Raw genomic sequence first — 26,758 nt, forward strand, 5'->3', positions numbered from 1 at the left:
TGAAATTGTTAAAAACAAAATTTCTATTAGCGGGTATTTAATGTTGCCTTTATTGATTCTTCGAGGGTCTTTTAAGGAGGTGAAAGCGTTAAGGAATGTTTCTGAATAAGCGACCTGAGTCTTATGGTGTATCATTTTTTTTTATTCAGAACATCTTCCGAATAAAAAATTATAATTGTAAATATACATCTTTTAATGCTAGGTCAACCCCTATTTTTTAAAGGCGATTGCCCTGGGCTATTAGACTAAAGTCACTAATGTCCATTAAAAAGAGCTAAGGCCGCTTCGCTAAAAGACACAACCCGACTGCCGGCAAACTGGGAAACAAAACTTTCTCAACTAAATGTATTTGAGTGACTTGTAAACTACAAAGAAAACAGTTTATAGTACAATTTTATTCATAATTAAAATGACTAACTCAAATCTATACCCAACAATTTCTGAATCATAATTTGTATTTTATAAAGTTACTTGGAACTAAAATATTTTTAGTGGCCACTTGTGGACCAAAGTATAAAAATAGAAGCAGAAATGACAGAAAATATGAGACTTGTAAATTAAATATAAAATAAATAAAGCTTTAAAAATTCGAGTTCTAAATTTGGTTGCTATTTTTATAATGAACGTTGTGCGAAAACTAACATATTCATTTAAAATCAATATTATAACAAAAAATTAGAGCCTTTTCGGTGTATTACCTGATTATGAAAATAAAAATATTTCTAACGGTAACACTTACTAACGATCTATTTCTAGGAATGATGATATCTTATTCAATGATGAGGAACAAAGGTGTCTTAAACTAAAAAATCATCGAACAAAGACTTTTCAGAAATCAAGCTCAAACTATATAAACCAGCGCTAAAGTTCGCACAAATATCGATAATTTTAAACTTCAATATTGTTTTTTATCTCTATTTAATTGCACACAAAAGTTATTTACAAAAAACTAAACAGATTTTGTTCTTATACTTTTTTTGATGTTTTGTTTTAAAAGATTTTCAGCTATTTATTTTTGATAAAAAGCTTATGCGTTTGCTAAAATAGCTTTATTAATTCTTTTAATTAAACTAGGACCTTCGTAGATAAAACCAGTGTAAACTTGCACTAAACTTGCACCTGCTTTAATTTTTTCTATCGCATCTTTTTCTGAATGAATACCTCCTACTCCAATAATCGGAAAAGATTTATTAGAATTATCTGCCAAATATTGAATTACTTTTGTGCTCTGATTTTTAATGGGTTGACCACTTACACCGCCATTGCCAATTTCTTGCAAACGCTCTTTAGATACTTTTAAATTATCTCTAGAAGTCGATGTATTGGAAGCAATTACGCCATCAATCTTTGTTTCTGCAACCACTTCTATAATCTCATCTAATTGTGCATTGTTTAAATCTGGCGCAATTTTAAGCAGAATAGGTATTGTTTTAACTCCACGAGCTAAAGAAAGCTCTGTGTTCAAATTTTGACAAGCAGAAATCAGTTCGACTAAATACGCTTTGTCATTTAATTTAGCGTGGCTTCCAACATTTGGACAACTTACATTCAGCACAAAATACTCAACAAAAGGATGCAATCCTTTTAAACAGTCTAAGTAATCTTCGGTATAATTTTCTGGCAATGTTTGCGTATTTTTGCCAATATTTCCGCCAATAATTACGCTGCCTTTGTTCTTTTTTAATTGTTGAATGGCAGCTTGTAATCCGGCATTATTAAAACCCATTCTATTGATAATTCCTTGATCGTCTTTTAAACGAAATAATCTTTTTTTTGGATTTCCTTCTTGACCTCTGGGCGTTACGGTACCAATTTCTATAAAGCCAAACCCAAAGTTTGCCAATTCATTATACAAAACTGCGTTTTTATCAAAACCAGCAGCCAAACCCACTGGATTTTTAAATGTTAAACCGAATAAAGTACGCTCTAACTTCTTATCGTTTGTTTGATACAGGCTTCTAAAAAGATTAGAAACTAAAGGAATTTTACATAAAATTCTAATCAATGAAAAGGTAAAATAATGAATCTTTTCTGGATCAAAAAGAAATAAAGTTGGACGTATTATTAATTTATACACGTGTTATATTTAGTTGTTTAAAAGGATACCTATTTAATTTAAAATAAGCATTTATTATTATCTATTAAATTTAATCATAAAGAATACTTTAGTCGCTATTTCATGACTATTTATAGTCCTGTCTACTGTTTCCTGCTTCCATTACCAAAACTAAAAGAAAAACTTATCTCAAAACAGCTTCTAAATTTTTCTCAAAACTTTGCTGTAGCTTTTGCATTATTTTATCAATCTGGCTATCCTCTAGCGTTTTATTTTCGTCTTGTAAAACAAAACTTACCGCATACGATTTTTTACCTTCTGGCAATTTATCACCCTCATAAACATCAAATAAATCTACTGCTTTTAACATTTTTCTTTCCGATTGAAATGCTAAATTATAAACTTCTTTAAATTCAGTTTTTGAATTAATCAACAACGCTAAATCTCTCTTTACCGCAGGAAATTTGTTTAAACTAGCAACTTTTGTAGTCTTTTTACCTGCAAGTTTTAAAACACTATCCCAATGAATATCTGCAAATAAAACCTCTTGTTTAATACCGAACTCTTTTAAAACAGCACGCTTTATAACTCCGAATTCAACTAATTTAATCTTACCTAAACTCAATGAAATTCCTTCAGAAAAAACATCATTCTTTGCTGGCGAACCTTTTAAATTCTGAATACCTAATCGTTCTAAAAGCGTTGTTATAATTCCTTTTACATAAAAGAAATCAGAGGTATTTGTAGGGGTTTTCCAAGACTCTTTGGTTCTGTTACCCGTTACAAAAAGTGTTAAATGCTTATCTTCTTGGTATTTATCATTGTAAGAATGATATGTTTTACCAAATTCATAAAATTTTAAAGAACTATTTTTTCTGTTGATGTTATAAGAAACAGACTCTAAACCACTAAATAACATAGACTGACGCAAAACACCTAAATCGTTGCTTAACGGATTGAGCATTTTTACATTGGCTTCTTCATTAATGTTTTCCGATAAATTTACATAATCCGGTTTTGTCAAAGAATTAGCCATGGTTTCATTAAAACCTAATGCTGTTAATTGATTGGCGGTAATGTTTTCTATTTTAGTTTCTGTGTTGTAATCAAAAGATACAGATGTATTAACTTTATGAGAAAACTGAATATTATTATATCCATAAACTCTTAAAATTTCTTCTATAATATCTGCTTCCCTTTGCACATCTGTTCTGTAAGAGGGTATTGTTAAGCCTAAACCGCCTTCAGTTTCACTGTTAATTTTAATTTCTAAAGACGCTAAAATAATTTTAATTTGTTCTCTTGGTATCTCCTGACCAATTAATCGATAGGCATTTCTGTAAGATAAGAATACCTGAAAATCTTCAATTTTCACAGGATAAAAATCAGAAACATCAGAGGCTAACTTACCTCCTGCATACTTTTCAATTAACAAAGCCGCACGTTTTAAGGCATATTCTGTCATGTTAATATCAATTCCTCTTTCAAATCGAAAAGAGGCGTCCGTATTTAAACCATGTCTTTTGGCCGTTTTACGAATGGCAATAGGATTAAAATAAGCACTTTCTAAAAAGATAGAAGTTGTATTTTCTGTAACACCAGATTTTGATCCACCAAAAACACCAGCCAAACAAAGTGGATTAGAATCAGCATCACAAATCATAATATCATCAGCAGAAAGTATTCTCTCTACGGCATCTAGCGTTGTAAATTTTGTGCCCTCTTTTAAATTCTTAACAATAATTTTATTTCCTTTAATTTTCTGAGCATCAAAAGCATGCAGTGGTTGCCCTAACTCATGCAAAACGTAATTGGTAATATCTACAATATTATTTTTTGGAGTTAAACCAATAGCTTTTAACCTATTTTGAATCCATTCTGGCGAGTCTTTTATCTTAACATCTGTAATTGTAATTCCACAATAACGGGGCGCTAACTCCTTTTTTTGCACTTCTACATCAAAACGCAAAGTTCTTTCATCTACATGAAAATCGCTCACAGAAGGAGAAATTAATTCTAATTTTAAATCTTTCTGAATTAAACCAGCTCTTAAATCTCGAGCAACTCCATAATGACTCATCGCATCTGATCTATTTGGCGTTAAACCAATTTCAAAAACATAATCTGTCTTTATTTTAAAAACGGTGGCTGCTGGTGTACCCACTTTTATTTTTTCATCTAAAACAAGAATACCATCATGCCCAGACCCCAAACCTAATTCATCTTCAGCGCAAATCATACCATGACTCTCTTCGCCTCTAATTTTTCCTTTTTTTATTTTAAAGCCTACACCCTTTTTATCATATAACATCGTGCCAATTGTTGCTACTGGTACTTTTAAACCTGCCGCAACGTTGGCAGCACCACAAACAATTTGAACAATATTTTTATCTCCTAAATCTACCGTTGTAATTTTTAGTCTGTCTGCATTTGGATGTTGCACGCAGGTTAAAACTTCACCTACCACAATTCCTTTTAAACTACCTTTGATAGATTCTTTGGTTTCAATACCCTCTACCTCTAAACCTAAATCGGTTAATAACTCTCCTGTTGCGCCAGGTTCCCAATTAATTTGCAAAAATTGTTGTAACCAATTATAAGATATTTTCATAATGTTTTCTTCCTAGTTTGATATGGCAAATTTAACCTTTTTTAAAGAGTATTTTATACTATTTTACCTGAATTTAAGTTTTAAAAAAGTTGCTTATAAAGGCGCATTTAAATGACTTTTTAAACCAACAATAGTTGAAAAATTTTATAAAAAACGATTCATGATTTTATCAAATTCAAAATAAATATCTTTGCGCTTTAAATTTAGAAAATGTTCAAAAAAATTCCCAATTACATAAAATACATTTGCATTAATTTCTTGTTGTTATTTGCGTTTAATATCATTTTTAGAGTAATTTTCTATCAATTTTTTGCAGCCCTAGAAAATGCTACTGCTTCAGAAGTTCAAAAAGCTTTTTTGCTAGGTTTCCGTTTTGATATAAAACTTGCTGCCATTGCTATTTTTCCGTTAGCTTTTTTAATCTTAATTGTAAATAAAAAATTCTTTCTCTATAAATTTTACAAGACGTTTTCATCTGTTTATTTAATTGTTGTGTATCTTACTTTAGCTTTATTTTACGCAATTGATTTTGGTTATTATGACTATTTATCAATTCGATTAGATGCTGCCTCGCTTCGATTTTTAGAAGATTTAAAAATTTCATCACAAATGCTTTTAGAAAGTTATCCTGTTTTTAAAGGATTATTAGGGTTTTTGCTCTTGGCTTTTCTAGTTTTTAAGGCTTCTAAATACTTATATACTGGTTGTAAAAGTGAGCAAGTACAAATCTCTAAAAAGAAAAAAGCGCTTTATTTTATAGCCACTTTCTTATTGTTGTCTTTTAGTATTTACAATAGCTTTAATCACTATCCTTTAAGGTGGAGTGAAGCATTTTTCTCTAAAAATAATAAAGTAAATCAGTTTGCTTTAAATCCTGTTATTTACTTTTTTGATAGTTTTGCGTTTAGAAGCGAAGCGGTAAATATGACCGAATTCAAAAAATACTATCCTGTTATTGCTAAAGATTTAAACTTACCAAAAGACAGCATTTCTTTTGAAAGAAAAGTAGTTTTTAAGGATGCGATAAAAAGTACACCCAACGTAATTTTTGTCATGTTAGAATCTGTGGGAGTAAAACCTTTAAGTTACTACGGAAATCCGATCAATAGTTCGCCAAATATGGATAATTTGATAGCGAGCAGTTTAAGTTTTTCTAACTTTTACGTACATAAATCTGGAACAGCAGCCAGTGTTTTTGCCAGCGTTACTGGTTTGCCAGATATAGATGATGTAAATACAGCTTCTAGAAACCCAATGGTTATAGATCAGCGTATTTTATTTGATCAATTTAAAGGATATGAAAAATTGTATTTTTTAGGCGGAAGTGCAAATTGGGCAAATATTAGAGGTATTTTTCAATCGAATATAAAAGGTTTAAAAATATTTGAAGAGGGCAGTTATGAAACAGAAAACAGAGCTGATGTTTGGGGTATTGACGATTATGAATTATTTAAAGAATCTGACAAAGAATTGCAAAAACTACATCAACAAAACAAACCTTTTGTAGCTTATATTCAGACTGCATCGAATCATATGCCCTTTACAGTGCCCGATAAAAAAGAGCAGTTTACACCAATTTCTGAAACTGCTATTTCTGAATCTTTAATAAAAGAATCTGGCTTTAAATCGGTTGCTCAATTAAATGCTTTACGCTATTTAGATTTTAATATTGGTCGTTTTTTAGAAAGAGCAAAAAGTGCTGGATATTATAAGAATACTGTTTTTGTGTTTTTTGGTGATCATAATACGGCTATGAATAGAAACGATCAATATACCAATGAATATGATTTAAATATTCAACTACAGCATGTGCCTGTTATTATCCATGCTCCAGAAATAGTTGAACCCAAAGAAATAACCACTAACGGAAAATTGATTGATTTATTCCCAACCGTGATGAGTTTGTTAAAAATGAATCATACAAATTATACTTTAGGTAGAAATCTTTTAGATAGCATCAAAAATAAGAATCCTTCTTCTTTTGTATATCTTAAAATTAACGGAGAGCCTGCAGTTGGTTTGATACAAGACAGTTTATATTATTCTAAAACAAATATGACAAAAACAAAAGCCTTGTACAATTTAAAAAGTAAAAATCTAATAGATTTAAAAGAGATCTATCCGAAGAAAGCTTTAGAAATGGATAGCCTTTTAAGTGCTTATTACCATGCTACTAAATATTTATACTTTAATAATAAAAAATCAAACGAATAGTTTTCGATCTAATTTCTTAAAAAGAAAATAATAAATAGTGCCAAATAGCACTCCTGTTAACATTCCTACAAATACATCAATCGGAAAATGAACACCTAAATACAACCTACTGTAGGCAAAAAATAAAGGGAAAAATAAAATTAAATAAATATATTTGTATTTTTCTCTTAATAAAAGAATGATAAATACAGCAGAAAAAGTAGATGTGGTTGCGTGCCCCGACATAAAACTATAGCTCTGCGGGTTTATTAAAGTTCGCAGTAGATGCATAATTTCAGGATCGTTGTTAGGTCTTAATCTATGCGAATTATCCTTAACGAATACTGTAAATTTATCTGAAAAAGTCACTAAAACAATTAAAGCTAGAATCATAAAACCACCTCTTTTCCAACCAAAAGCTTTGATGATTAAAAATAAAGCAAAAATAAACAATGGAGCCCAATAAAATTGATTGGTGATAGCCAACCAAAATGAGTCCCATTGTTCACTTCCTAAATTGTTTAAGAAAACTAAAAGTTCCTTATCTTTTTGTATAATTGAGTCGAACAAATTATTTGCCTATTTCTAAAATTTCTATTTCGAAAACTAAATCAGACTTTGCAGGAAAAGGGCCGTATTTATCTTCGCCAAAACCAATATAATAAGGCACAAACAATCTCGCCTTTTCGCCTGCTCTCATTTTGGCAGCACCTTCTTTAAAACCTGTAATCATAGGTCTTTCAGTATCATCTAACTGAAAAACAAACGGTTGACTACCATCTCTAGTAGACTGAATTTTTGTACCATCTGCGGTGTATAAATCAAAATGAGATTTAATCGGCTTGTTATCAACCACTGGTTTACCTGACGGATTTTTTTTAAGCATTAAAAATCGCAGGCCAGAGTTTGTTTTTTCGGCTTTTGACTCATCCATTTTTGCTAAAAACAGCTTTTTATCCTCTAAATATTTAGAATATCTAGCGGTTTCTGCATCTGCTTTTTGCTGTAGTGCTTTTTTGCTGTTTTCTGCAAACTTTATCAATTCTGCATCAAATACTTTAGCTTCATCAAAAGCTTTGGCTTTTGGGCCTATTCTTATAATTTTAACAGTGTTAATAGTATCAAGTTGTGTGATATTATTTACAACAACCATTCGTAAAGAATCGATAGAACTTTTTAGCTGTAAAGAATCTTTAAAGCTACTTTTAAGCGCTGCTAATTGAGCAGAGTTTATAATTGTTTTACCAAAAACGGCATGTTTACCATCTAAATGGGGTATCGGTTTATGCGTGATAAAAAATTGGCTTCCGTTAGAGTCAGGACCACTATTGGCCATCGATAAAACACCAGCAGCATCATGCTTATATAACAATACACCGTCTTCATCTTTCGTCAACTCATCACCAAATGCATAACCAGCGTTCCCTCTACCCGTTTCTGTTGGATCTCCTCCTTGAATAATAAAACTATTTACCACTCTATGAAAACGAATGCCGTCATAAAAATTATCACCTTTAATAGAATCAGAAACTTTTGTGTTCGTTCCTTCTGCTAAAGAAACAAAATTAGCAACAGTCATCGGTACATCATTAGGATATAACTCTAACAAAACATCGCCTTTATTTGTTTTAATTTCTGCGTACAAACCTTCTTTTAAGTCTTTGTATTTAGCAGATTGGCAAGCGTTTATCAACAAAAAAGCACTAAAAAGATAGGCTAATTTTCTCATCTATTGTTTTAATATTTCTAATAATTCTACTTCAAAGACAATCGTTGCAAAAGGCTTTATTTGACCGGGTCTTGGTGTTGCGCCGTATGCTAAATTTTGCGGTATAAAGAATTTATATTTTGCACCTTCTTTCATTAATAATAAACCTTCTGTAAAACCAGGTATAAATTGATTTGCATTAGACTCATAAGGTGTTTTCTTTTCAATTGTACTGTCAAAAACAGTTCCGTCTATTAAAGTACCATGGTAATTAATTTTTATTTTTGAAGTTGCTACTGGCATTGCCCCTGTTCCTTCTTCTAAAACTTTATATTGTAAACCACTAGCGGTAGTCATAACACCTTCTTCAGTTTTGTTCACCATTAAAAACTCTTCGCTTTCTTTTTTAACATCTGCATATTTAAGCAATGCATCTGCCGCTGCTTTTTCTTGAGATACTTTCATTTTGTCTGCTTGTTGCTTCTGGAAAAAGACTCTTAAAAAATCATTTAAATCTTTTTGTTCAATTAACAAATTGGTAGAATCCATTCCGTTTCTATATCCTTGAACAAACAAATCTGTACTTGAATCGTCAAAATTGGCTTTTACTTTGATTGCCATATCCATTCCTAAAGCATAACTAGCTGAATCTATTTCAGTTTCTAAAGAACTAACATCTGCTTTCTGATTTCCGCAAGAAAACATTGTTGTTACTACTGTTACCATTGCTAAACTTTTTAATACTTTCATTTTTTTATTTATTTTATATTGATTAATGTTACTGTACTCTTTATTGATTGATTAATTCCAATTTTATGTGCATCACCCGCAATGCCAAAAGCACTGTAAGACGGAATGACAAAGGTAATTGTTTCTCCTATTTTCATCAACTTTATTCCCTTTTGCAAACCAGAAATAAAATCTTCTTTATCAACAACATAATTTTTAAGACCTAAATCTTTCTTACTGTAAATTATGGTATCGTTTAAATCGGTAATATTATACTCAAAAACTACTTCATCACCTTCTTTAGGAGTTGCTAAATCTTCTGCTATTTTTTGGATATACGTATACCAAAAACCATTTGAAGATTGCAAATAGACCTTTGTAGAATCTTTTTCTATAATTTGAAGAATTTTATCATTTTCTAATTGATTTAAAATCTTATTTTGCTTTAATGCATCTACAAATAAGGTTGTTGATGGTTTTGGATTGATAGGTTTTCTTGGTACTATTTTAGAACAAGAAAAACAAAAAACAAGTAAAAAAAACAAAAATCTATTCTTCATAAGAAGCCTCTAATTCTGATTTATATTCTGATACTAATGCTGTGAATTTTGCCACAGTTTCTGCCATTGTTAAGTCAGATTTTCCGCCAGCAGCATTATCATGACCACCACCTTCAAAATGATTTCTAGAAAATTTATTTACAGAAAATTTTCCTTTAGATCTAAACGATATTTTAATAATTGCCTGCTCGCTATCTTCAATAAAAATGGCCGCAAAACTAATTCCTTTTAAAGAAAGCGCATAATTTACAACGCCTTCTGTATCTCCTTTTTGAAAATCGAATTGTTTTTTTTCTGCATCCGTTAAAGTAATATAAGCAGTTTTGTATGTAGGTAAAATTTGTAAATTACTTAAAGCTTTACCTAATAATAAAAGTCTGTCATATGAATTAGAATCGTATACATTGCTGTGAATCCTATCGTTTTCGGCACCTTTATCGATTAAGTCTGCTATTATTCTGTGTGTTTTGCTTGTTGTAGATCTAAATCTAAAAGAGCCTGTATCCGTCATGATTCCTGTATATAAACAGGTTGCAACATTGGCATCAATCAATTCTAAATCATGATTCATTTCAATAAATTGATACACCATCTGACAGGTAGAACAAATTTCTGTATCTGAATACATATATTTAACAGCATCTGGTTGTTGATGATGATCTATCATCGCAAAATCATTCGGATATGCATCTAACGTATTTTTCATATCAAAACCAACGCGATGCAAAGCGTTAAAATCTAACAAGAAAATAAGATCAGAATTGTTAATTGCTTTTTGAGATTGACTATTTTGCCAATCAAACCTAAACGTAGTTTTAGAGCCTGGTAGCCAATGTAAAAAATCTGGATATTCATTAGGCATCACAACCGTTGCTAAATGCCCCTTTTTATCCAAATAATGTTTTAATGCCAAAGTAGAACCAATAGCGTCACCATCAGGATTTCTATGCCCAATAATTACGATGTTTCTCGGTGTAGCAAGAAAGCTTTTAAGTTCTTCAAATCCTTTTAAAATCATAAGTTGCGAATATACAATTTAATAATAGTGTTCAAAATAAATTTTGTAATACCTTTGTTAAAAATTCCTTATAATAATACATGAAAAATACAACAATTCTATTAAGTGTTCTTTTACTAATTAATTTTTATTCTTGTAAAGTACCAGCAACTATAACCACCAAAAACACAAAAAATACAGCTGATTTTACAATTGCCTTTGGTTCTTGCAACAAACAATATAAACCCAATATCTTATGGAAAGAAATTAAAAAAAACAATCCTGATGTATGGATTTGGGGCGGAGATAATATCTATAGCGATACCGATGATATGGCTAAAATGAAGCGAGATTATAACGCTTTAACACAGCAAAAAGGATATGCAGAACTTACTAAAAACATCCCTGTTTTAGCTACTTGGGACGATCATGATTATGGTTTTAACGATAGCGGAGTTGAATTTCATAAGAAAGACAGCGCTCAAACATTATTTTTAGATTTTTTTAAGGTGGATAAAAACAGTCCGCGCAGAAAACAAGAAGGAATTTATACAAGCAAGGAGTTCACAACTACAAAAGGTCTAATTAAAGTAATTGTTTTAGATACGCGCTATTTTAGAACTGCTTTATTAAGGGCAACTAAAGAATCCAAAAAAAGGTATCTACCTAATACCGATGTAAATAGCTCTGTTTTAGGAGCAGCCCAGTGGTCTTGGTTTCAGAAGGAACTAAATACTTCTAAAGCAGATTTTAATATTATTGTGAGTAGCATTCAAATTTTATCAACAGAGCATGGTTTTGAAACTTGGGGTAATTTTCCGAATGATGTGGTAAAACTTAAAAATAGCATTATTAATAGTGAAGCAAAAGGTGTTTTTATGTTGTCTGGAGATAGACATTTATCTGAATTTTCTAAAACCACGGTTGAGAATTTAAACTATCCTTTAATCGATTTTACATCAAGTGGTTTAACGCATGCTTATCGTTCTTTTGTTTCAGAGCCTAATCAATTTAGAGTTCAAAATGTAGTATCAGAAATAAGTTTTGGGCTGCTACAATTTAATTTCGATAAAAAATCTGTTTCCATGCAAATGAGAGGCGAAAACAATAAAATTTTACAAGAAATAAATCAAATTTACCCATAATTTGCAGTTTATAATAAAAACCTTATTTTTGCAAAAAATTTAAAAATAGAATGGCAACAAATAGAACATTTACAATGCTTAAACCAGATGCTGTAGAAAACGGACATACTGGCGCAATATTAGAAAAAATAAACGCTGCAGGATTTAGAATTGTAGCAGTAAAGAAAACTCAAATGACCAAAGCTGATGCTGAATTTTTTTATGCGGTGCATAATGAGCGTCCGTTTTTTGGAGAATTAGTTGAATTTATGACTCGTGGTCCTATTGTAGCTGCAATTTTAGAAAAAGAAAATGCTGTAGAAGATTTTAGAACCTTAATTGGTGCTACAAATCCTGCGGACGCTGCAGACGGAACAATCAGAAAATTATACGCAACTTCTATGGGAGAAAATGCTGTACATGGTTCTGACTCTAATGAAAATGCACACATTGAAGGAAACTTTCACTTTTCTGGAAGAGAGCAATTTTAAGTAAAATTAAAATTTCTTACTTTAAAATATAAGTAAAAAAACTCATAACGAAAGTTGTGAGTTTTTTTAGTTTTAAGTGAATTGTAGCCTCTATTAGTTGTTATAAAACTTGAAAAAACACATCTCTGTAAAATGTTTATAAATTAGCGCTTATCCTTATTTCAATTCTGCTTTAAAACAATACTTTCACCAACATAACATTAAATCTAAAGCAATCTATAATCAATGTGACAGCTTTAGTAAGCTCATAAATTTTATATTTGACTTATGATAAAAAAGTATGATAATGAATTTAAGGTAGTGATTGTAGAACTTTGAAATTCAGTAATTAAAGCAAAACAAATTAATGAAGATTTTGGCTTAAGTTTAAGTATAATTAGACGCTGATAACAAGAATAGAAGTTAAAATATGTAGATTTTAAAAAAAACAGTACTTGAAACTCAAGAGCTCAAAGCTCTAAAAAAAGAAATGAACCACCTCGACCCAAGAGCACGAGGTATCAAGCGGAAAAGAACCTAGGTTTTTAAACTTTCCTATTGACCACATAAGCCGAGCGTCGGGAGAATTCTATCGATTAAAATAACTCAAATTATGAGCAGAAATGGCAATTTTTGGGATAATGCAGTAGCTGAAAGTTTTTTTTAAATATTCAAATATGAATGGCTAGTTCGTTTTAAATTTAAACTATATAATCAATTATTAAAATCTCTTGATCTAGATTGAAATATTACATTCTAGTTTAGGGTCTCTCTCCGCTGGAAATAAAATTGAGAATAATTATTAAAAAAGTAGTAGTAGTAGTAGTAGAATCGGCGCCTAATTACTAGAAGTCCTATTTTGTTAAAAACCTTATAAAACCAAAAAAAAACCTCACGTTTAGCGAGGTTTTTCGATATCTTTTAAAAGATTATTCTTCCGTTTGAGGATCTTTAATTCCTAATTTCTCAATCACCAATGCAGTAATATCAAAAGCTTCATCGATGTAAGCAAACTGATTGCCTTCTCTTGTAAACACTTGAGAATACCCTTTTTGTTTTGCCACCTCGTTAATAGCGGTGTTTAATTTCTTGTACAAAGGGCGCATTAATTCGTTTTGCTTAAGCTCCATTAACTTCGAGCCGTTTTCTTGATATTGTTTTACATCTTGCTCTAAAGCCGTTAATTCTTCAATGAGCACTTTTTTCATGAGTTCGCCCATTTCTTTTTCTTTGGCTCTAAAATCTTGCACTCGGTCTTGATAATCTTTCATTTTAATCGAAAAAGAAGAATCTAATTTGGCGCCGTATGCTTGAGACATTTCTACAACAATTTTAGATTCTGGCATTATATTAATAATATAATCGCTTTTTATAGTACCAACTTTTAATTGTGCGGAAGCAAAACTGCTTATAAAGACTATAAATAAAAATGTAATTTTAAATTTCATGGTTTAATTTTAGTTTAGCAAAGATAAAAAAGGACGCGAGTTAGTCAAATATCAAAAGTAAAAAAAAAGTTAATTTTAAATTTTAATTGCAAAAGCACTTAATTCCTCTACTTTTTTAAAGTCTTCTGCGTTTGCAATTTCTCTTTTTGCATCGATTAATAAAAGTCTTATTTCTTCTTTTATTGTTTTTTTGTAAGATTCTGTGGTTGCTTTTCTGATTAAATTTTTTAAAACCGCTAATAGTTTTTTTACAATAAGCACGTCGTGCGCGCAATAAGTTCTTAACGCGGCCATTAGATCATAAATCAATTCGTTAAAATTCAGGGTATTTAGTGTAATTATAACTTCATTTTTTTCGAGAATTAAATTGATGTCTTTTTTCTGAACTCTTAAAATTAATAATTGGGAAAGGTAATCAATCGCATTCATAGCAGTTCCTGGATCATTAATTCCGGGAGACATCGATTTTACAGCTACTTCTGTAATTTGCTTAAAAGACAGTAAATAACTATCATCAATCAATTCACTTTTAGAAAAATTAAAATTATTATAAATCTGATCACTAACCTGCTCCTCTATTTTTTTATCAACCTTAAAAAGAACAGAATCTTGATGGCAATAAGAACCTCTATTAGAAACAATTTCTATTTTAATAGTATTTTCTTTTGCAATTGTTACTAAAGATTCTACAGATATCGTACTAAAATAACCATCTCGTTTTGCTTTATACGTGTTCCAGTTTTCAGTATTTAAAGGTGAACTATCAAACTCTTTTTCTTTTTCAATTAACTTTTCTAATTTATTTTCTGCGGATGAAAAAATCTTTAATAGAATATTATCAATTTGAATTTGTTGAGAAATAGAATGTATAAAATAGATAAAACATCCTAAAGAACTAATCATAAAAACGATAGAAAAAAGCACAGAAAAACCAGGTAATTGATACTTCTCTCCGGTTGGTTCTATAAAAACTAAAATAAAGATGCAGTAAATTATGGTTGACAAATACACTCCTAATATAATTTGATGTCTTCTATTAGAAATTAAGCCAGGCAATAAACGAGGCGAAAAATTATTTGAAGCCTGATTTAATAGAATCATTACCATTGAAAAACTAAAAACCATTATAGAAATTAAGCCTCCAATAAAAGTAGTTAAAATAGCTCTTGCAGATTCTGTATTATTAATGACTAATTCTGGTAAAAAATCAAGAAGATATTTAGAAATTCCGTGGTTTTCTAAAGACATCATTATGTAGGCAAAAAGCGTCCCTCCTATCGCCATAATTGTTGGAAAGAAAGCAATCTTATTTTTTAAATTATAAATAACATGAAATATGTTTAACAACTTACTTCTCATTCATCTTTTATTTTTTCTATAATTTTATGGATACTTGTTTTAAAATCAAACCATAAAGTTTTTTCATCTCTTTTAAACCAAGTTACTTGTCTTTTTGCAAAACGTCTGGTGTTTTTTTTGATTTCTGAAACGGCAAATTGCTGTGTAAAATCTCCATCGAAAAAAGAAAATAACTCTCTATATCCCACTGTTTGCAATGCATTTAAGTTTTTATGGGGATATAAATTTTTAGCTTCTTCTAGTAAACCAGCATCCATCATCCTATCTACTCTTTGATTAATTCTATCGTAGATATTTTCTCTATCTGCGGTTAATCCTATTTTTATGATTTTAAAATTTCGGGGTGTTTTAGGTTTATTTTTAAATGTTGAATACGGAATTCCTGATCCAATACAAATTTCTAACGCTCTCATTAAACGATGAGGATTATCAATTGCAATTGTATTAAATGTTTCTACATCTAATTCTTTTAATTGTTGTTGCAAAACTTCAATTCCCTCTGTTTCTAGTACTTTGGTTACATCTTCACGAATTTGTTTATCAACTTCAGGAAAGTAATCTAATCCTTTTAAAACAGCGTCTATATACAAGCCACTGCCTCCAACCATAATCTGTATCTTATTTTTTTGAAACAAAACATCTAGTTTTGCCAATGCATCTCTTTCAAATTGCCCTACATTATAATCTTCAAAAACACTTCTATTTTGAATAAAGTGATGTGTAGCCGCAGCTAATTCATCTGCATCAGGAACTGCTGTACCAATCGTCATTTCTTTATAAAACTGTCTAGAATCGCTAGAAACAATATCGGCGTTAAAATAATTTGCCAATTGTATGCTTAAAGCTGTTTTGCCAATTGCTGTAGGACCAACAATTGTAATTAAGGTGTTGTTACTTTCTTTTATCATGGATTTAAAATACCGCCGCAGCTATAACAAAAAGTAGCTTTATCTTTATGTTTATCCTTTAAACAAGTAGGGCAAGATTGCGTATTTGTATCAAAATTAGCATTTGTATTCACTATTTCAGAACTTACAATTCCGGTTGGTATTGCAATAATAGAATAACCTAAAATCATAATAACACTCGCAATTAACTGCCCTACAGGTGTTTGTGGCGCAATATCACCAAAACCTACTGTTGTTAAGGTTACAATTGCCCAATAAATACTAACAGGAATGTTTGTAAAACCATTTTCTTCGCCTTCTATCATATACATTATGGTTCCTAGAATAACGCAAATAATTACCACAAAAAACAAGAAAACGGCAATTTTAGCTCTACTCGCTTTTAAAGCCAATAATAATTTGTTAGACGCTCCTATATAGCGTGCTAATTTTAAAATTCTAAAAACACGCAATAAACGCAGAGCTCTTAAAGCTACTAAACTATGAGACCCCACTACTATAAAGGACAAATACATGGGTATTGTTGCTAGTAAATCTATAATACCGTAAAAACTAAAAATATACTTAAAAGGTTTTTTGATTGATATAATCCTTAAAATATATTCTATTGAGAAGAAAATTGTAATTATCCATTCGCCAATGTATAGAAGTTCATGGTATTCTGCATCAACAGTTTTAACGCTCTCAAGCATTACCAAAATTATACTGGCAATAATGGATATTAGTAATATAACGTCAAAAAGTTTGCCCGCCTCTGTGTCTGCTTCATAGATAATCTCATGAATTCTTTCTTTCCAAGAAGGTTTATTTGTTAAGTTTTCCAATTTTAGATCTAATTTCTATTACAATACTACAATTATTTACTGAATTTATAAATATTTTTCTCCTGTTTTTCTCTTTACTAATAAGGGTTTGTAAAATAAAATTAAAATTTTTCGCTTTTTTTAAAACCGCATCTACTTTCTTCTCGTAAGTATAGATGAGATTCAATTAAAAATAACTTAAAACTCACACAATGAAAAAAAGTAAAATTTTAGTAGCAACCGTATTCGCAGCGATTATCGGTTTAATTACAATCGCAGCCGATCATATTGATGCGCCTGCAACAAGTGGAACCAATGCAGACATTACAGACTTCTATGCCTTTCAAGGAGAAAACACAAGCAACCTTGTATTTGTTGCAAATGTTCAAGGTTTATTAAGTCCTTCTGCATCGGCAACAGCATCTTTTGATGAAAATGTAATGGTAGAAATTAACATTGATACCAATGATGACAAAATTGAAGATTTAGTGATACAAGCAATTCCTAGAGACGGAACAATGTATTTCTTCGGACCTTTTGCGCCATCATCTACAGGATTAAATAGTTCTGTTAACGAGCTAGCAACAAAATCTGAAGTAGCAATTACTGCTTACGGTACCAATGCGACCGTGGCAAACACCAACGGAATGAAGTTTTTTGCAGGACCAAGAGATGATCCTTTCTTTATGGACTTTGCTCAATATGGAGCAATTATTAACGGAAATGCATCTAGTTTTAACAGTCCAGGAGCAGATACGTTTGCAGGGACTAATGTATTATCTATTGTTGTAGAAGTTCCTAAAAGTCAAATTGGTGGTTCAGGTACTATTAATACTTGGGTAACAACAAATGCAAAACAATAATTATAACCAACTTTAAAAAACAATATCATGAAAATTTTCAAAATTAAATATATCGCAATCGCAGCCCTTTCACTTTTTATTATGAGCTGTAGTAACAATGACGACTCCGATGTAACAATGGCTCCAATAGCCACCGATTTCTCTGGATCGTTTGCACAAAAAGATCAATTGGGAAGACCAGCGGTAAACACAGTTTTTGTTTCGGCGGCAAGTAAAGATGAATTTAATGTAACAATTCCTTCTCAGCAAGGTGCAAAGTTTCAATCGATGTTTGAAGCAAACTTAACAGGCTTAAGTCCTGCTTACGCTAATGCTGGCGATGCAAATGCATTAGGATTAGATGCAGCAACTTTTACAGGTTTGTTAGCTACAGATGTTTTAAATGTTTCTTTAGATGGTACAACTACGTTCTATGATGGTACCAACGTTTTAACAGGAAGAGCTTTAGCTGATGATGTAATTACAGTTGAATTATTATTAATTTTTGGAGGAGAAGATTTTTCTGAAAATCCAACATTATCTGATGATAATGTGAGTTCAAATGATAAAGATTTTTCAACTTCTTTTCCTTATTTAGCTTCTCCTTGGTAAGATTCTTGTAAATAAATATCCTTAAATTAATTTCCCCCAACTCAAAAAACTGACATATATCGAGAAATGTGTGTCAGTTTTTATTTTCTATTCACTATCAAACTTAAAACTACAGATCATGAAATACATCCAACTTATTTTAGTATTTGTAACTTTTTCTATCACAATTAGTTGCAATAACGACCAAACCAAACAAATAACAAATACAAAAGATTACAGAGCATATTTAAATACCAGTAAAAATAAATCTTTAGAAAATGCAGAAAAAGAAGTAAATTTTTGGGAAACCAAACTACAAAAAACACCAAACCAATATCCTTATCACTCTAAAATAGCTTCAGCAAATTCAAAAATATTTAAGCTTTCTGGCGAGATTAACAACCTAAAAGAAGCAGAGAAAAACTTACTTGCTGCCAATCAAAAAACCAATTATAATAGCGCTGGATATTTAAGAAGTTTGGCATCTAATTATATTTCTCAACACCGTTTTAAAGAAGCTTTAGAACTTTTAACAAAAGCAGAATATAACGGAGAAAAATTAAAACAGACACACCTTATGTTAATCGATGTTCATTTAGAACTCGGAAACATGAGTAAGGTTGGGAAATATTTATCAAAAGTAAAAAACTTTAAAGATTTTGATTATCTAATTAGAGTTTCTAAATACAACGATCATATTGGTAACTTAAACAATGCTATTAAATATCTAGAAGCTGCTTTAGCAATTGCAAAATCATCTAACAATCAAGATTTAATGCAATGGAATTACACCAATTTAGCGGATTATTATGGTCATGCAGGTAGAATTAATGATTCTTACAACGGGTATTTAAATGCGCTAGCTATCAACCCAAATAATAGTTATGCAAAAAAAGGAATTGCTTGGATTGTGTATTCTTATGAACGCAACCCAAAAGAAGCCTTAAGAATTTTAGAAACGGTTACGAGAGAAAATGCGGCGCCAGACTATCATTTATTAAAAGCAAAAATTGCTGGTTTTATGGGTGATGCTCTAGAAAAAGAGAATCAAACAAAATTATACATAGCAAAAGTTGATGATAAAAATTACGGCGCTATGTATGCAAAATACAATATTTTATTATATGCTGATGATACTGCTAATCAATTAAAAGCTTTAGAAATAGCAATAGAAGAAGTAGCAGCAAGACCAACGGCGCAATCTTATGATTTATTAGCTTGGTCTTACTACAAAAATGGAAGCATTGAAAAAGCACTTGAAATTTCTAAAAAACACGTAATCGGAAAAACCTTTGAACCAGAAGCTTTATTGCACACTGCTCATATTTTAAAAGCAAACGGAAATCAAAAAGAAGCACAAAAACTTAAAGCAGAATTATTAGGAGCTATCTATGAATTAGGACCAGCTTCAGAGCAAGAAATAAAAAATATATAAACGATTTAAGTACCATATTATGAAAAAGTATACAATACTATTTGTTCTTATTGCTTTCAGCTTACAATCGTTTGGTCAAGAATTAAAAGGGCGTGTTTTAAACTCTTTTAAGGAACCTTTAGAGAATGTATATGTCGTAAATACAAGTGTTAACACTCATACACACACTAATGAAAACGGGAGTTTTATCCTAGAAAATACCGCCGTAAAGAATTCAATAGAAGTAAGTATTTTGGGCTATGGTAAAATAACCGTACAAATAACAAAAGGGCATTTAAAAAACGGAATTACCATCACATTAGAAACCAAAGTATTTCAATTAGAAGAATTGGTTTTAAGAAAAGAAATAAATGCTTTACAAACGATTGCAAGAGTAGATTTACAATTAAATCCTGTAAACAATTCACAAGAAATTTTAAGAAAAGTACCAGGTTTATTTATTGGGCAGCATGCAGGTGGAGGGAAAGCAGAACAGTTGTTTTTAAGAGGTTTTGACATCGATCACGGAACTGATATTACTCTTTCTGTAGACGGAATGCCGATAAACATGGTGTCTCATGCGCATGGTCAAGGATATTCTGATTTGCATTTCGTAATTCCAGAAACCATTAATAAAATAGATTTTGGCAAAGGACCGTATTATGTAAATCAAGGCGATTTTAACACCGCAGGATATGTAGATTTCTCTACCAAAACGAGGCTTCAAAAAAACATGATTTCTGTGAGTTATGGAGATTTTAATTCGATAAGAACCGTTGGAATGTTTAATCTACTAGAAAATTCTAAAAATGATGACGCCTATGTTGCGGTTGAATATATAGAAACGGACGGACCTTTTGAATCGCCACAAAACTTTAATAGATTAAATTTATTTGCAAAATACAATACGTTTTTAAACGGAAAAGATAAATTGACTCTTACAGCATCGCATTTTACAAGCAGCTGGGATGCTTCTGGTCAAATACCTGAAAGAGCAGTAGAAAACGGAAATATTACACGATTTGGAGCAATTGATGCTACCGAAGGTGGGTACACGTCAAGATCAAATATTAACGTACAATTAAATAAAACCTTATCTGACAATGCTACTTTTAAAGCAAATGCCTTTTACTCAAAATATGATTTTGAATTGTTTTCAAACTTTACATTTTTTTTAGAAGATGCTATAAACGGAGACCAAATAAGACAAATTGAAGACAGAGATATTTTCGGAATGAACGCCAAAATTATCAATACTAAAAAATATGAAAATGTAGAAGCAAAGTTTACCAAAGGAATAGGTTTACGGTATGATTTAATTGCTGACAATCAATTATCAAGAACGAAAAACAGAAAAGAATTGTTAGCTAGAATCCAATTTGGCGATGTAAAACAAACGAATTTATATGCTTTTTTTAATTCGGAATTTGAAATAGGAAAATTTAAAATTTCGCCAGCAGTTCGTCTCGATTATTTTAAGTTTTTATACAATGATAACTTAAGTACAACGTATGAAACGTTAAGTAAATCAAAAGCAATTATAAATCCGAAATTAAACTTTTTATACGCACAAAATGATAATTTACAATGGTTTCTAAAATCAGGGATTGGTTTTCATTCTAATGACGCAAGAGTAGTTTTACAAGAAAATGCTGATAAAATTTTACCAAGAGCCTATGGTTTAGATTTCGGAAATATCTGGAAACCAACCAAAAATCTAGTTTTAAACACTGCCATTTGGTATTTATTATCCGAAGAAGAATTTGTGTATGTCGGTGATGCTGGTATTGTTGAACCCTCTGGAGAATCAGAACGTTATGGACTAGATTTCGGATTAAGGTATCAATTATCTGATCAACTCTTCTTTGACACCGATGCAACTTTAACAAAAGCAAGAAGTTTAGAAAATATTGAAGGGAAAAATTACATTCCGTTAGCACCAAGTTTTACAATGTCTGGAGGGATCTCTTTTAGTGATGTAGGGAATTTTTCAGGAGGATTTAGGTATCGATATTTGGCAGACAGGCCGGCAAACGAAGACAATAGTATTGTTGCCGATGGATATTTAGTTAGCGATTTGAATATCAATTATAAAATGAAAGACATCAACTTTGGTGTTTCTGTAGAAAATATTTTTAACCTTTCTTGGAACGAAACACAATTTGCGACAGAAAGTAGATTGCAAAATGAAGTAAGCTCAATAGAAGAAATACATTTTACGCCGGGTACTCCATTATTTGCCAAAGCAACAATAACGTATCAGTTTTAATTTCCTGAATGGAATGAAAGGAAATTAAAACTGAACTTGATTCAGTATCAATTGAAGTAATAATAAAGTAAAAAAAAAATCATACTGAACAAGATTCAGTAGTATGTAAAAACATAGTTTGGTTAGTTTTTAGTTGGATAAGAAGCCTGTTGCAGTGATGTAACAGGTTTCTTTATGCATACAAATTAGTGGTATTATTCTCCTTGCAAAAAACTATTTCTTACACAAAATACTTCTTTACTTATTATTATTTAGTTTCATAACCTTAAAAAGAACGCTTCCTGTCCGAAAATATTTAGGTGTACGCTTCTTTTACTTTAAAATTTTACACACAAACCGTAACAAGGTTAATTTAACGGTATAAATACCTTCTTCTTAATGATCACTTAAAATTTCTTCATACCTAATGATCCTTTTATAATTGCAGTTAAATAGTGTTAAGAAAATATTAAAATCTAATTTCATTGAAACGTTTTTAAATGTCGGGCGTCTTTTTCATATATAACAAACAATATAAAACATTTATTATGAGAAAATTAGCGTCCGTAATTACCATTATTGCAATTAGTTTAGCCACAACTTTTTCTACAGCTGCTGCCGAAAAAGAGTCCTTAAAAATCACTAAAAAATTAAGAACAGAAATTATTTCTATGTTGGGAGATAAAATTCCGATTGTACTAACAAAAACAAGTTCTGCAGAAGTTTCTTTTGTAATTAATGCTAAAAACGAAATTGTAATTCTTTCCGTAAATTCTAACGTAAATGAGTTAGGAGCTTATATAAAAAATAAATTAAACTACAAAAAAATAAAAGTAAGAGGAACTTTTAAAGGAGAAATTTACAAAATGCCTTTAAAAATAAATATGGAATAAAAACAGAAATTAAACCTATTTATGTCTAAGATAATGTAAATTTTTCGACTGTAGTTTAGGTTTGTATTGCTGTCTATTTTTTATCTAACAGCTCATAGCTTTGCAATCAATTCCAAAATAATATACATTGTAAAGCATTGGAATCAAAAATTTTTAAGCATCGCCACTATTTTCAACTAGCGGCAAATTTTATTTTAAAACTCAAGTTTTTGCTGAAAATCAGATTTACTTTAACTATCAATTTTAAATACATGAATTCGTCGTTTTTAAAAATTGAGTTTTACTGAAACGGGTTGGTTGGTTGCTGCCCAAGATTAGTTTTAAAACTAACTTGGGCATTTTTTATACTAATCTTCGTATTGTTTCATCTCTTCGTCGTAAAACTCACCGGCCTTGTCCATTAAATCTGCTAATTCTGTTGCAATATCCTCTTCACTTTCACCTGTTAAATCTTCAAACCATTCTATCTGATCATCTTTTAGATTGATCATAAAACGCGGAAATTCTGTATGCAAAACAAAAATATCTTCTGGATATTTGCTATTATCTGCCAATAAAAATTTGGGTAAAGTCATCATATAAAATTAGTTTTTGGCAAATTTACAAATATCTTTCCTTAACAATGTTTAAATGATGTAATTGATGGCCACAAAATAAATATCCAAAAGCTCTCACAGATATTTTGTTTCCAGAAGCTTCTCCTATTCGTAACAAAGCTTCATCAGAAAAACTCGTAAAAAGTGCAATTGTACCATCTCTTACAATCTCCATTTCATCTAGCATATCATAATAATCTCTTGAGTTTGCTGCAGAATTATCTGCAAAAAGATCATGATCAAACCCTGGTAAAGAAGTTGAATCGTTTCTTGCAAACGATAATGCTCTAAAGCAAAAAATACGCTCTGTATCTATAATATGCTGTATCAATTCTTTTAAAGTCCATTTTCCTTCTTCGTAAGCAAAATCTCCTTTCTCTTTTGGTATAAACCTTAAAAAACCTTCAAACTCTTTTTGAGAACTTCTTAATGCGTCGTAAATAGTATCATTATTATTTGTAGCAAGCTGAATGTATTGTTCAAAATACGGAGCATATTCGTTTTTTGGAATCATATCAATAGATTTATGTATGTTTGTTCTTGCGAAAATAAAGATTTTTTTAGAAGAAATTATACGAACCGTTTAAATAGTAAAATATAAATTATTTTTTTTTAATTTATATTTTAAAACAAAATCTATGTTTATAGTTTTCGCTTTTACAAAATAACAATTTTAATTAAAACCTCTTTATAGGGTCTCCCTACATCTTTTTAATTTATTTTTTTATGACAAAATTATTCATCAACATTAAAGAACTTCTTCAAGTTAGAGATGCAGCTACTTTAAAAGTTTGTGGTAAAGAAATGAGTATTTTACCAACGATTAAAAATGCTTTTTTATGCATAGAAAATGATCTTATTAAAGATTTTGGGTTGATGAAAAATAGGCCTACATTTTCTGTTGATGAAACGATAGATTGCAGCGGTCAAATAATTTTACCAACTTGGTGCGACTCTCATACACATCTTGTTTTTGCAGGCAATAGAGAACAAGAATTTGTGGATAGAATAAACGGTCTATCCTACGAAGAAGTTGCAAATAATGGAGGCGGAATTTTAAATTCTGCTAAAAAATTGCAAGAAACATCAGAGAATGAATTATACCAGCAATCTGCAAAAAGATTAGAAGAGGTAATTGCACTAGGAACCGGCGCTATCGAAATAAAATCGGGTTATGGTTTAACGGTTAACGCTGAATTAAAAATGTTACGAGTTATTAAAAAGCTCAAAAAAAATTATAACATTCCTATAAAAGCTACTTTTTTAGGCGCACATGCAATTCCTAAAGAATTTAAAAACAACAAAGAAGGCTATATTGCTTTGATTACTGATGAAATGCTGCCAAAAATAGCCGAAGAAAATTTAGCCGATTTTATAGATGTTTTTTGTGAAAAAGGATATTTTTCGGTAGCTGAAACAGATCGGATTTTATCCGCAGGAAAAAAGTACAACTTAATTCCTAAAGTACATGTAAATCAGTTTAACTCCATTGGCGGCATTCAAATTTCAACAAAAAACAATGCTTTGTCTGTAGATCATTTAGAAGTTTTAAGTGATGTAGATTTAGACAGTTTAAAAGATTCAGAAACCATGCCGGTTGCGCTTCCCTCCTGTTCTTTTTTCTTGGGGATCCCGTATACGCCAGCCAGAAAAATAATTGACGCCGATTTACCATTGGCTTTGGCCACAGATTACAACCCAGGTTCAACACCTTCTGGAAACATGAATTTTGTTGTAGCTGCAGCCTGTATAAAAATGAAAATGACGCCAGAAGAAGCAATCAATGCCGCAACAATTAATGGCGCTTTTGCCATGAATTTATCTCAAAAAGTTGGGAGTATTACAAAAGGTAAATTAGCCAATTTTATCATCACTAAAAAAATACCTTCTTATGGATTTTTACCCTATAGTTTTGGCTCTAATTTAATTGATGAAGTGTATATTCGTGGAAATAAATTTTAATGCTTTTTAGAATCTTTTCATATTTTAAATTCTTACTAAACGCTTCAAATCAACATGGAGTTCATTCTCCGTTTGTGTATAATTTTGTGACAAAAGGTTTGTACAAAAAAGGGAATATAAACATCAAATTAAAAGACTTTAATTTTGATGAAGCTCTTTCTAAAAAAGAAGAGAAAATTTTAAAAAAAATTATAAAATACATTAAACCTACGGCCATACTTACAAATTTAAAAAACGAGAGCGCCCGCTTAAACAAAGAGATCAATTTACTGTACTTTAACTATTTAGAAGAAAATATAATAATTAACGTAAGCAAACAATATCCCAATAGTTTTGTTGTTATCAGAGCTATTCATCAAAATACTTCGTCAGAAAAAAGTTGGATACAAATTACACAATTACAAGAAGCAACAGTAACGATAGATTTATTTTATTTTGGTTTAATTTTCTTCAGAAAAAAGCAAGCAAAAGAACATTTTAAAATAAGAACTTAAAATGATATTCTTTTAAAACTGTTAAATTATGCGAACCTGTAACGATACAAAACTCAATCTTCGTAACTTTGATTTTTAAAAATTTAAAACTTGAACTTTTTAGCATGAAAATATATACAAAAACAGGCGATAACGGCACAACAGCTTTATTTGGTGGCACAAGAGTAAAAAAATACAATTCGCGCATAGAAAGTTACGGAACTGTAGATGAATTAAACTCTTATATTGGTTTGATAAAAGACCAAGAAATAAGCAAAGAAGCAAAAATATCTTTACTAAAAATTCAGAATGAATTATTCACTTTAGGCGCTATGTTGGCAACTCCGCCAGAAAAAGAAACCTTAAAAAACGGAAAAGAGCGGTTAAATATTCCTAAAATAGATGATGATTCTATTCTTTTTTTAGAAAATGAAATTGATAAAATGGATGAAGTTCTTCCGCAAATGACTCATTTCATATTACCAGGAGGCCATCAAGCAGTGTCATTTTGTCACGTTGCAAGATGTGTTTGCAGACGTGCAGAACGTTTATCTGTAGAGTTAAATGACGAAGAACCTTTAAACGAGAATGTTTTAAAATACTTAAACCGCCTTTCTGACTATCTCTTTGTGTTGGCACGAAAATTGACTTTAGACTTGTCAGTAGAGGAAATCAAGTGGATTCCTAAAAAAAATAGTTAAGTTCTTTATTTATCGATTTTGAAGAAATTACAAAATTTTTATCAACCTAAATTACTCATTTAATGAAGGTTA

Annotated in this window: 22 protein-coding genes and 3 pseudogenes; 12 read left to right on the forward strand and 13 right to left on the reverse strand. The window is 30.6% G+C overall.

The features are described from left to right. Nucleotides 1-1,027 precede the first annotated feature (1,027 nt). Together ES044_RS10595 and pheT are read right to left on the reverse strand one after the other, a co-directional pair. Nucleotides 1,028-2,077, reverse strand: coding sequence for a quinone-dependent dihydroorotate dehydrogenase (locus tag ES044_RS10595; protein ID WP_147120550.1), 1,050 nt, complete (start codon nt 2,075-2,077; stop codon nt 1,028-1,030). Between the two features lie 163 nt (nt 2,078-2,240). Further along, entirely contained in the window at nt 2,241-4,667 is a 2,427-nt protein-coding gene (gene pheT / locus ES044_RS10600; protein WP_147120549.1) for a phenylalanine--tRNA ligase subunit beta, read from the reverse strand. Between the two features lie 210 nt (nt 4,668-4,877). Between pheT and ES044_RS10605 the strand changes: the two genes are divergently transcribed. Beyond that, a complete protein-coding gene (locus ES044_RS10605; protein WP_147120548.1) occupies nt 4,878-6,881 on the forward strand; it encodes an LTA synthase family protein in 2,004 nt (667 codons plus the stop codon). On the opposite strand, the gene ES044_RS10610 is transcribed toward ES044_RS10605, so the two are convergent. Genes ES044_RS10610 through ES044_RS10630 form a run of 5 tightly spaced genes read right to left on the reverse strand, consistent with a single transcriptional unit; the run spans nt 6,870 to nt 10,875 of the window. Then, nucleotides 6,870-7,430 carry a phosphatase PAP2 family protein gene (locus ES044_RS10610; RefSeq protein WP_147120547.1) on the reverse strand — a complete coding sequence of 187 codons (561 nt, stop codon included), beginning with the start codon at nt 7,428-7,430 and terminating at the stop codon, nt 6,870-6,872. The genes ES044_RS10605 and ES044_RS10610 overlap by 12 nt on opposite strands. 1 nt (nt 7,431) lies before the next feature. Further along, nucleotides 7,432-8,589 carry a peptidylprolyl isomerase gene (locus ES044_RS10615; RefSeq protein WP_147120546.1) on the reverse strand — a complete coding sequence of 386 codons (1,158 nt, stop codon included), beginning with the start codon at nt 8,587-8,589 and terminating at the stop codon, nt 7,432-7,434. After that, nucleotides 8,590-9,318 carry an FKBP-type peptidyl-prolyl cis-trans isomerase gene (locus ES044_RS10620; protein ID WP_147120545.1) on the reverse strand — a complete coding sequence of 243 codons (729 nt, stop codon included), beginning with the start codon at nt 9,316-9,318 and terminating at the stop codon, nt 8,590-8,592. An 8-nt stretch (nt 9,319-9,326) separates the two neighbouring features. Next, nucleotides 9,327-9,857 (reverse strand): gliding motility-associated peptidyl-prolyl isomerase GldI, encoded by a 531-nt coding sequence (gldI, locus tag ES044_RS10625; RefSeq protein ID WP_147120544.1) that lies wholly within the window; start codon nt 9,855-9,857, stop codon nt 9,327-9,329. Next, nucleotides 9,847-10,875: a DHH family phosphoesterase gene (locus tag ES044_RS10630; protein WP_147120543.1), complete on the reverse strand. Its 1,029-nt coding sequence runs from the start codon at nt 10,873-10,875 to the stop codon at nt 9,847-9,849. Before ES044_RS10630 ends, gldI begins: the two co-directional genes overlap by 11 nt. 80 nt (nt 10,876-10,955) lie before the next feature. On the opposite strand from ES044_RS10630, the gene ES044_RS10635 reads away from it, so the two are divergent. From ES044_RS10635 to ES044_RS18905, 3 genes and pseudogenes are all read left to right on the forward strand, one after another. After that, on the forward strand, nt 10,956-11,999 hold the full coding sequence (locus ES044_RS10635; RefSeq protein WP_190311494.1) for an alkaline phosphatase D family protein: 1,044 nt from the start codon (nt 10,956-10,958) through the stop codon (nt 11,997-11,999). 50 nt (nt 12,000-12,049) lie between these two features. Then, the gene (locus ES044_RS10640) at nt 12,050-12,469 is read left to right on the forward strand and encodes a nucleoside-diphosphate kinase (RefSeq protein ID WP_147119795.1); all 420 of its coding nucleotides are present in this window, start codon (nt 12,050-12,052) and stop codon (nt 12,467-12,469) included. A gap of 571 nt (nt 12,470-13,040) precedes the next feature. Continuing rightward, a pseudogene (locus tag ES044_RS18905) lies at nt 13,041-13,297 on the forward strand (hypothetical protein); the annotation flags it as partial. Between the two features lie 80 nt (nt 13,298-13,377). Here ES044_RS18905 and ES044_RS10645 read toward each other — a convergent pair. The 4 genes from ES044_RS10645 to ES044_RS10660 form a co-directional block, all read right to left on the reverse strand. Then, nucleotides 13,378-13,896 carry an OmpH family outer membrane protein gene (locus tag ES044_RS10645; protein WP_147119796.1) on the reverse strand — a complete coding sequence of 173 codons (519 nt, stop codon included), beginning with the start codon at nt 13,894-13,896 and terminating at the stop codon, nt 13,378-13,380. A 75-nt stretch (nt 13,897-13,971) separates the two neighbouring features. Continuing rightward, nucleotides 13,972-15,255, reverse strand: a complete 1,284-nt coding sequence (locus tag ES044_RS10650) for a DUF2254 domain-containing protein (protein ID WP_147119797.1) — start codon at nt 15,253-15,255, stop codon at nt 13,972-13,974. Beyond that, nucleotides 15,252-16,163, reverse strand: a complete 912-nt coding sequence (gene miaA, locus ES044_RS10655) for a tRNA (adenosine(37)-N6)-dimethylallyltransferase MiaA (protein WP_147119798.1) — start codon at nt 16,161-16,163, stop codon at nt 15,252-15,254. The genes ES044_RS10650 and miaA overlap by 4 nt, the downstream gene beginning before the upstream one ends. Further along, on the reverse strand, nt 16,160-16,987 hold the full coding sequence (locus ES044_RS10660) for an ion transporter (RefSeq protein ID WP_147119799.1): 828 nt from the start codon (nt 16,985-16,987) through the stop codon (nt 16,160-16,162). The genes miaA and ES044_RS10660 overlap by 4 nt, the downstream gene beginning before the upstream one ends. 191 nt (nt 16,988-17,178) lie before the next feature. Here ES044_RS10660 and ES044_RS19500 point away from each other — a divergent pair. The 5 genes and pseudogenes from ES044_RS19500 to ES044_RS10685 form a co-directional block, all read left to right on the forward strand. Next, nucleotides 17,179-17,451: pseudogene (locus ES044_RS19500) on the forward strand (DUF4331 family protein); the annotation flags it as partial. Nucleotides 17,452-17,484: 33 nt separating this feature from the next. Then, nucleotides 17,485-18,420, forward strand: a pseudogene (locus ES044_RS18915) (DUF4331 family protein). Nucleotides 18,421-18,538: 118 nt separating this feature from the next. Then, nucleotides 18,539-19,834, forward strand: a complete 1,296-nt coding sequence (locus ES044_RS10675; RefSeq protein ID WP_147119801.1) for a tetratricopeptide repeat protein — start codon at nt 18,539-18,541, stop codon at nt 19,832-19,834. Between the two features lie 19 nt (nt 19,835-19,853). Next, nucleotides 19,854-22,082, forward strand: coding sequence for a TonB-dependent receptor (locus ES044_RS10680; RefSeq protein WP_147119802.1), 2,229 nt, complete (start codon nt 19,854-19,856; stop codon nt 22,080-22,082). A 527-nt stretch (nt 22,083-22,609) separates the two neighbouring features. Next, nucleotides 22,610-22,954: a hypothetical protein gene (locus ES044_RS10685; protein ID WP_147119803.1), complete on the forward strand. Its 345-nt coding sequence runs from the start codon at nt 22,610-22,612 to the stop codon at nt 22,952-22,954. 347 nt (nt 22,955-23,301) lie between these two features. On the opposite strand, the gene ES044_RS10690 is transcribed toward ES044_RS10685, so the two are convergent. Both ES044_RS10690 and ES044_RS10695 read right to left on the reverse strand, forming a co-directional pair. Continuing rightward, on the reverse strand, nt 23,302-23,529 hold the full coding sequence (locus ES044_RS10690; RefSeq protein ID WP_147119828.1) for a hypothetical protein: 228 nt from the start codon (nt 23,527-23,529) through the stop codon (nt 23,302-23,304). Between the two features lie 25 nt (nt 23,530-23,554). Next, nucleotides 23,555-24,064: a DinB family protein gene (locus tag ES044_RS10695; RefSeq protein WP_147119804.1), complete on the reverse strand. Its 510-nt coding sequence runs from the start codon at nt 24,062-24,064 to the stop codon at nt 23,555-23,557. Nucleotides 24,065-24,276: 212 nt separating this feature from the next. Between ES044_RS10695 and hutI the strand changes: the two genes are divergently transcribed. From hutI to ES044_RS10710, 3 genes are all read left to right on the forward strand, one after another. After that, nucleotides 24,277-25,512: an imidazolonepropionase gene (gene hutI / locus ES044_RS10700; RefSeq protein WP_147119805.1), complete on the forward strand. Its 1,236-nt coding sequence runs from the start codon at nt 24,277-24,279 to the stop codon at nt 25,510-25,512. Further along, nucleotides 25,512-26,006: a hypothetical protein gene (locus ES044_RS10705; protein WP_147119806.1), complete on the forward strand. Its 495-nt coding sequence runs from the start codon at nt 25,512-25,514 to the stop codon at nt 26,004-26,006. The genes hutI and ES044_RS10705 overlap by 1 nt, the downstream gene beginning before the upstream one ends. A 104-nt stretch (nt 26,007-26,110) precedes the next feature. Next, nucleotides 26,111-26,686 (forward strand): cob(I)yrinic acid a,c-diamide adenosyltransferase, encoded by a 576-nt coding sequence (locus ES044_RS10710; protein ID WP_147119807.1) that lies wholly within the window; start codon nt 26,111-26,113, stop codon nt 26,684-26,686. Nucleotides 26,687-26,758 lie beyond the last annotated feature (72 nt).

The organism is Polaribacter sp. IC066 (assembly GCF_007997085.1).
Lineage (GTDB): Bacteria > Bacteroidota > Bacteroidia > Flavobacteriales > Flavobacteriaceae > Polaribacter.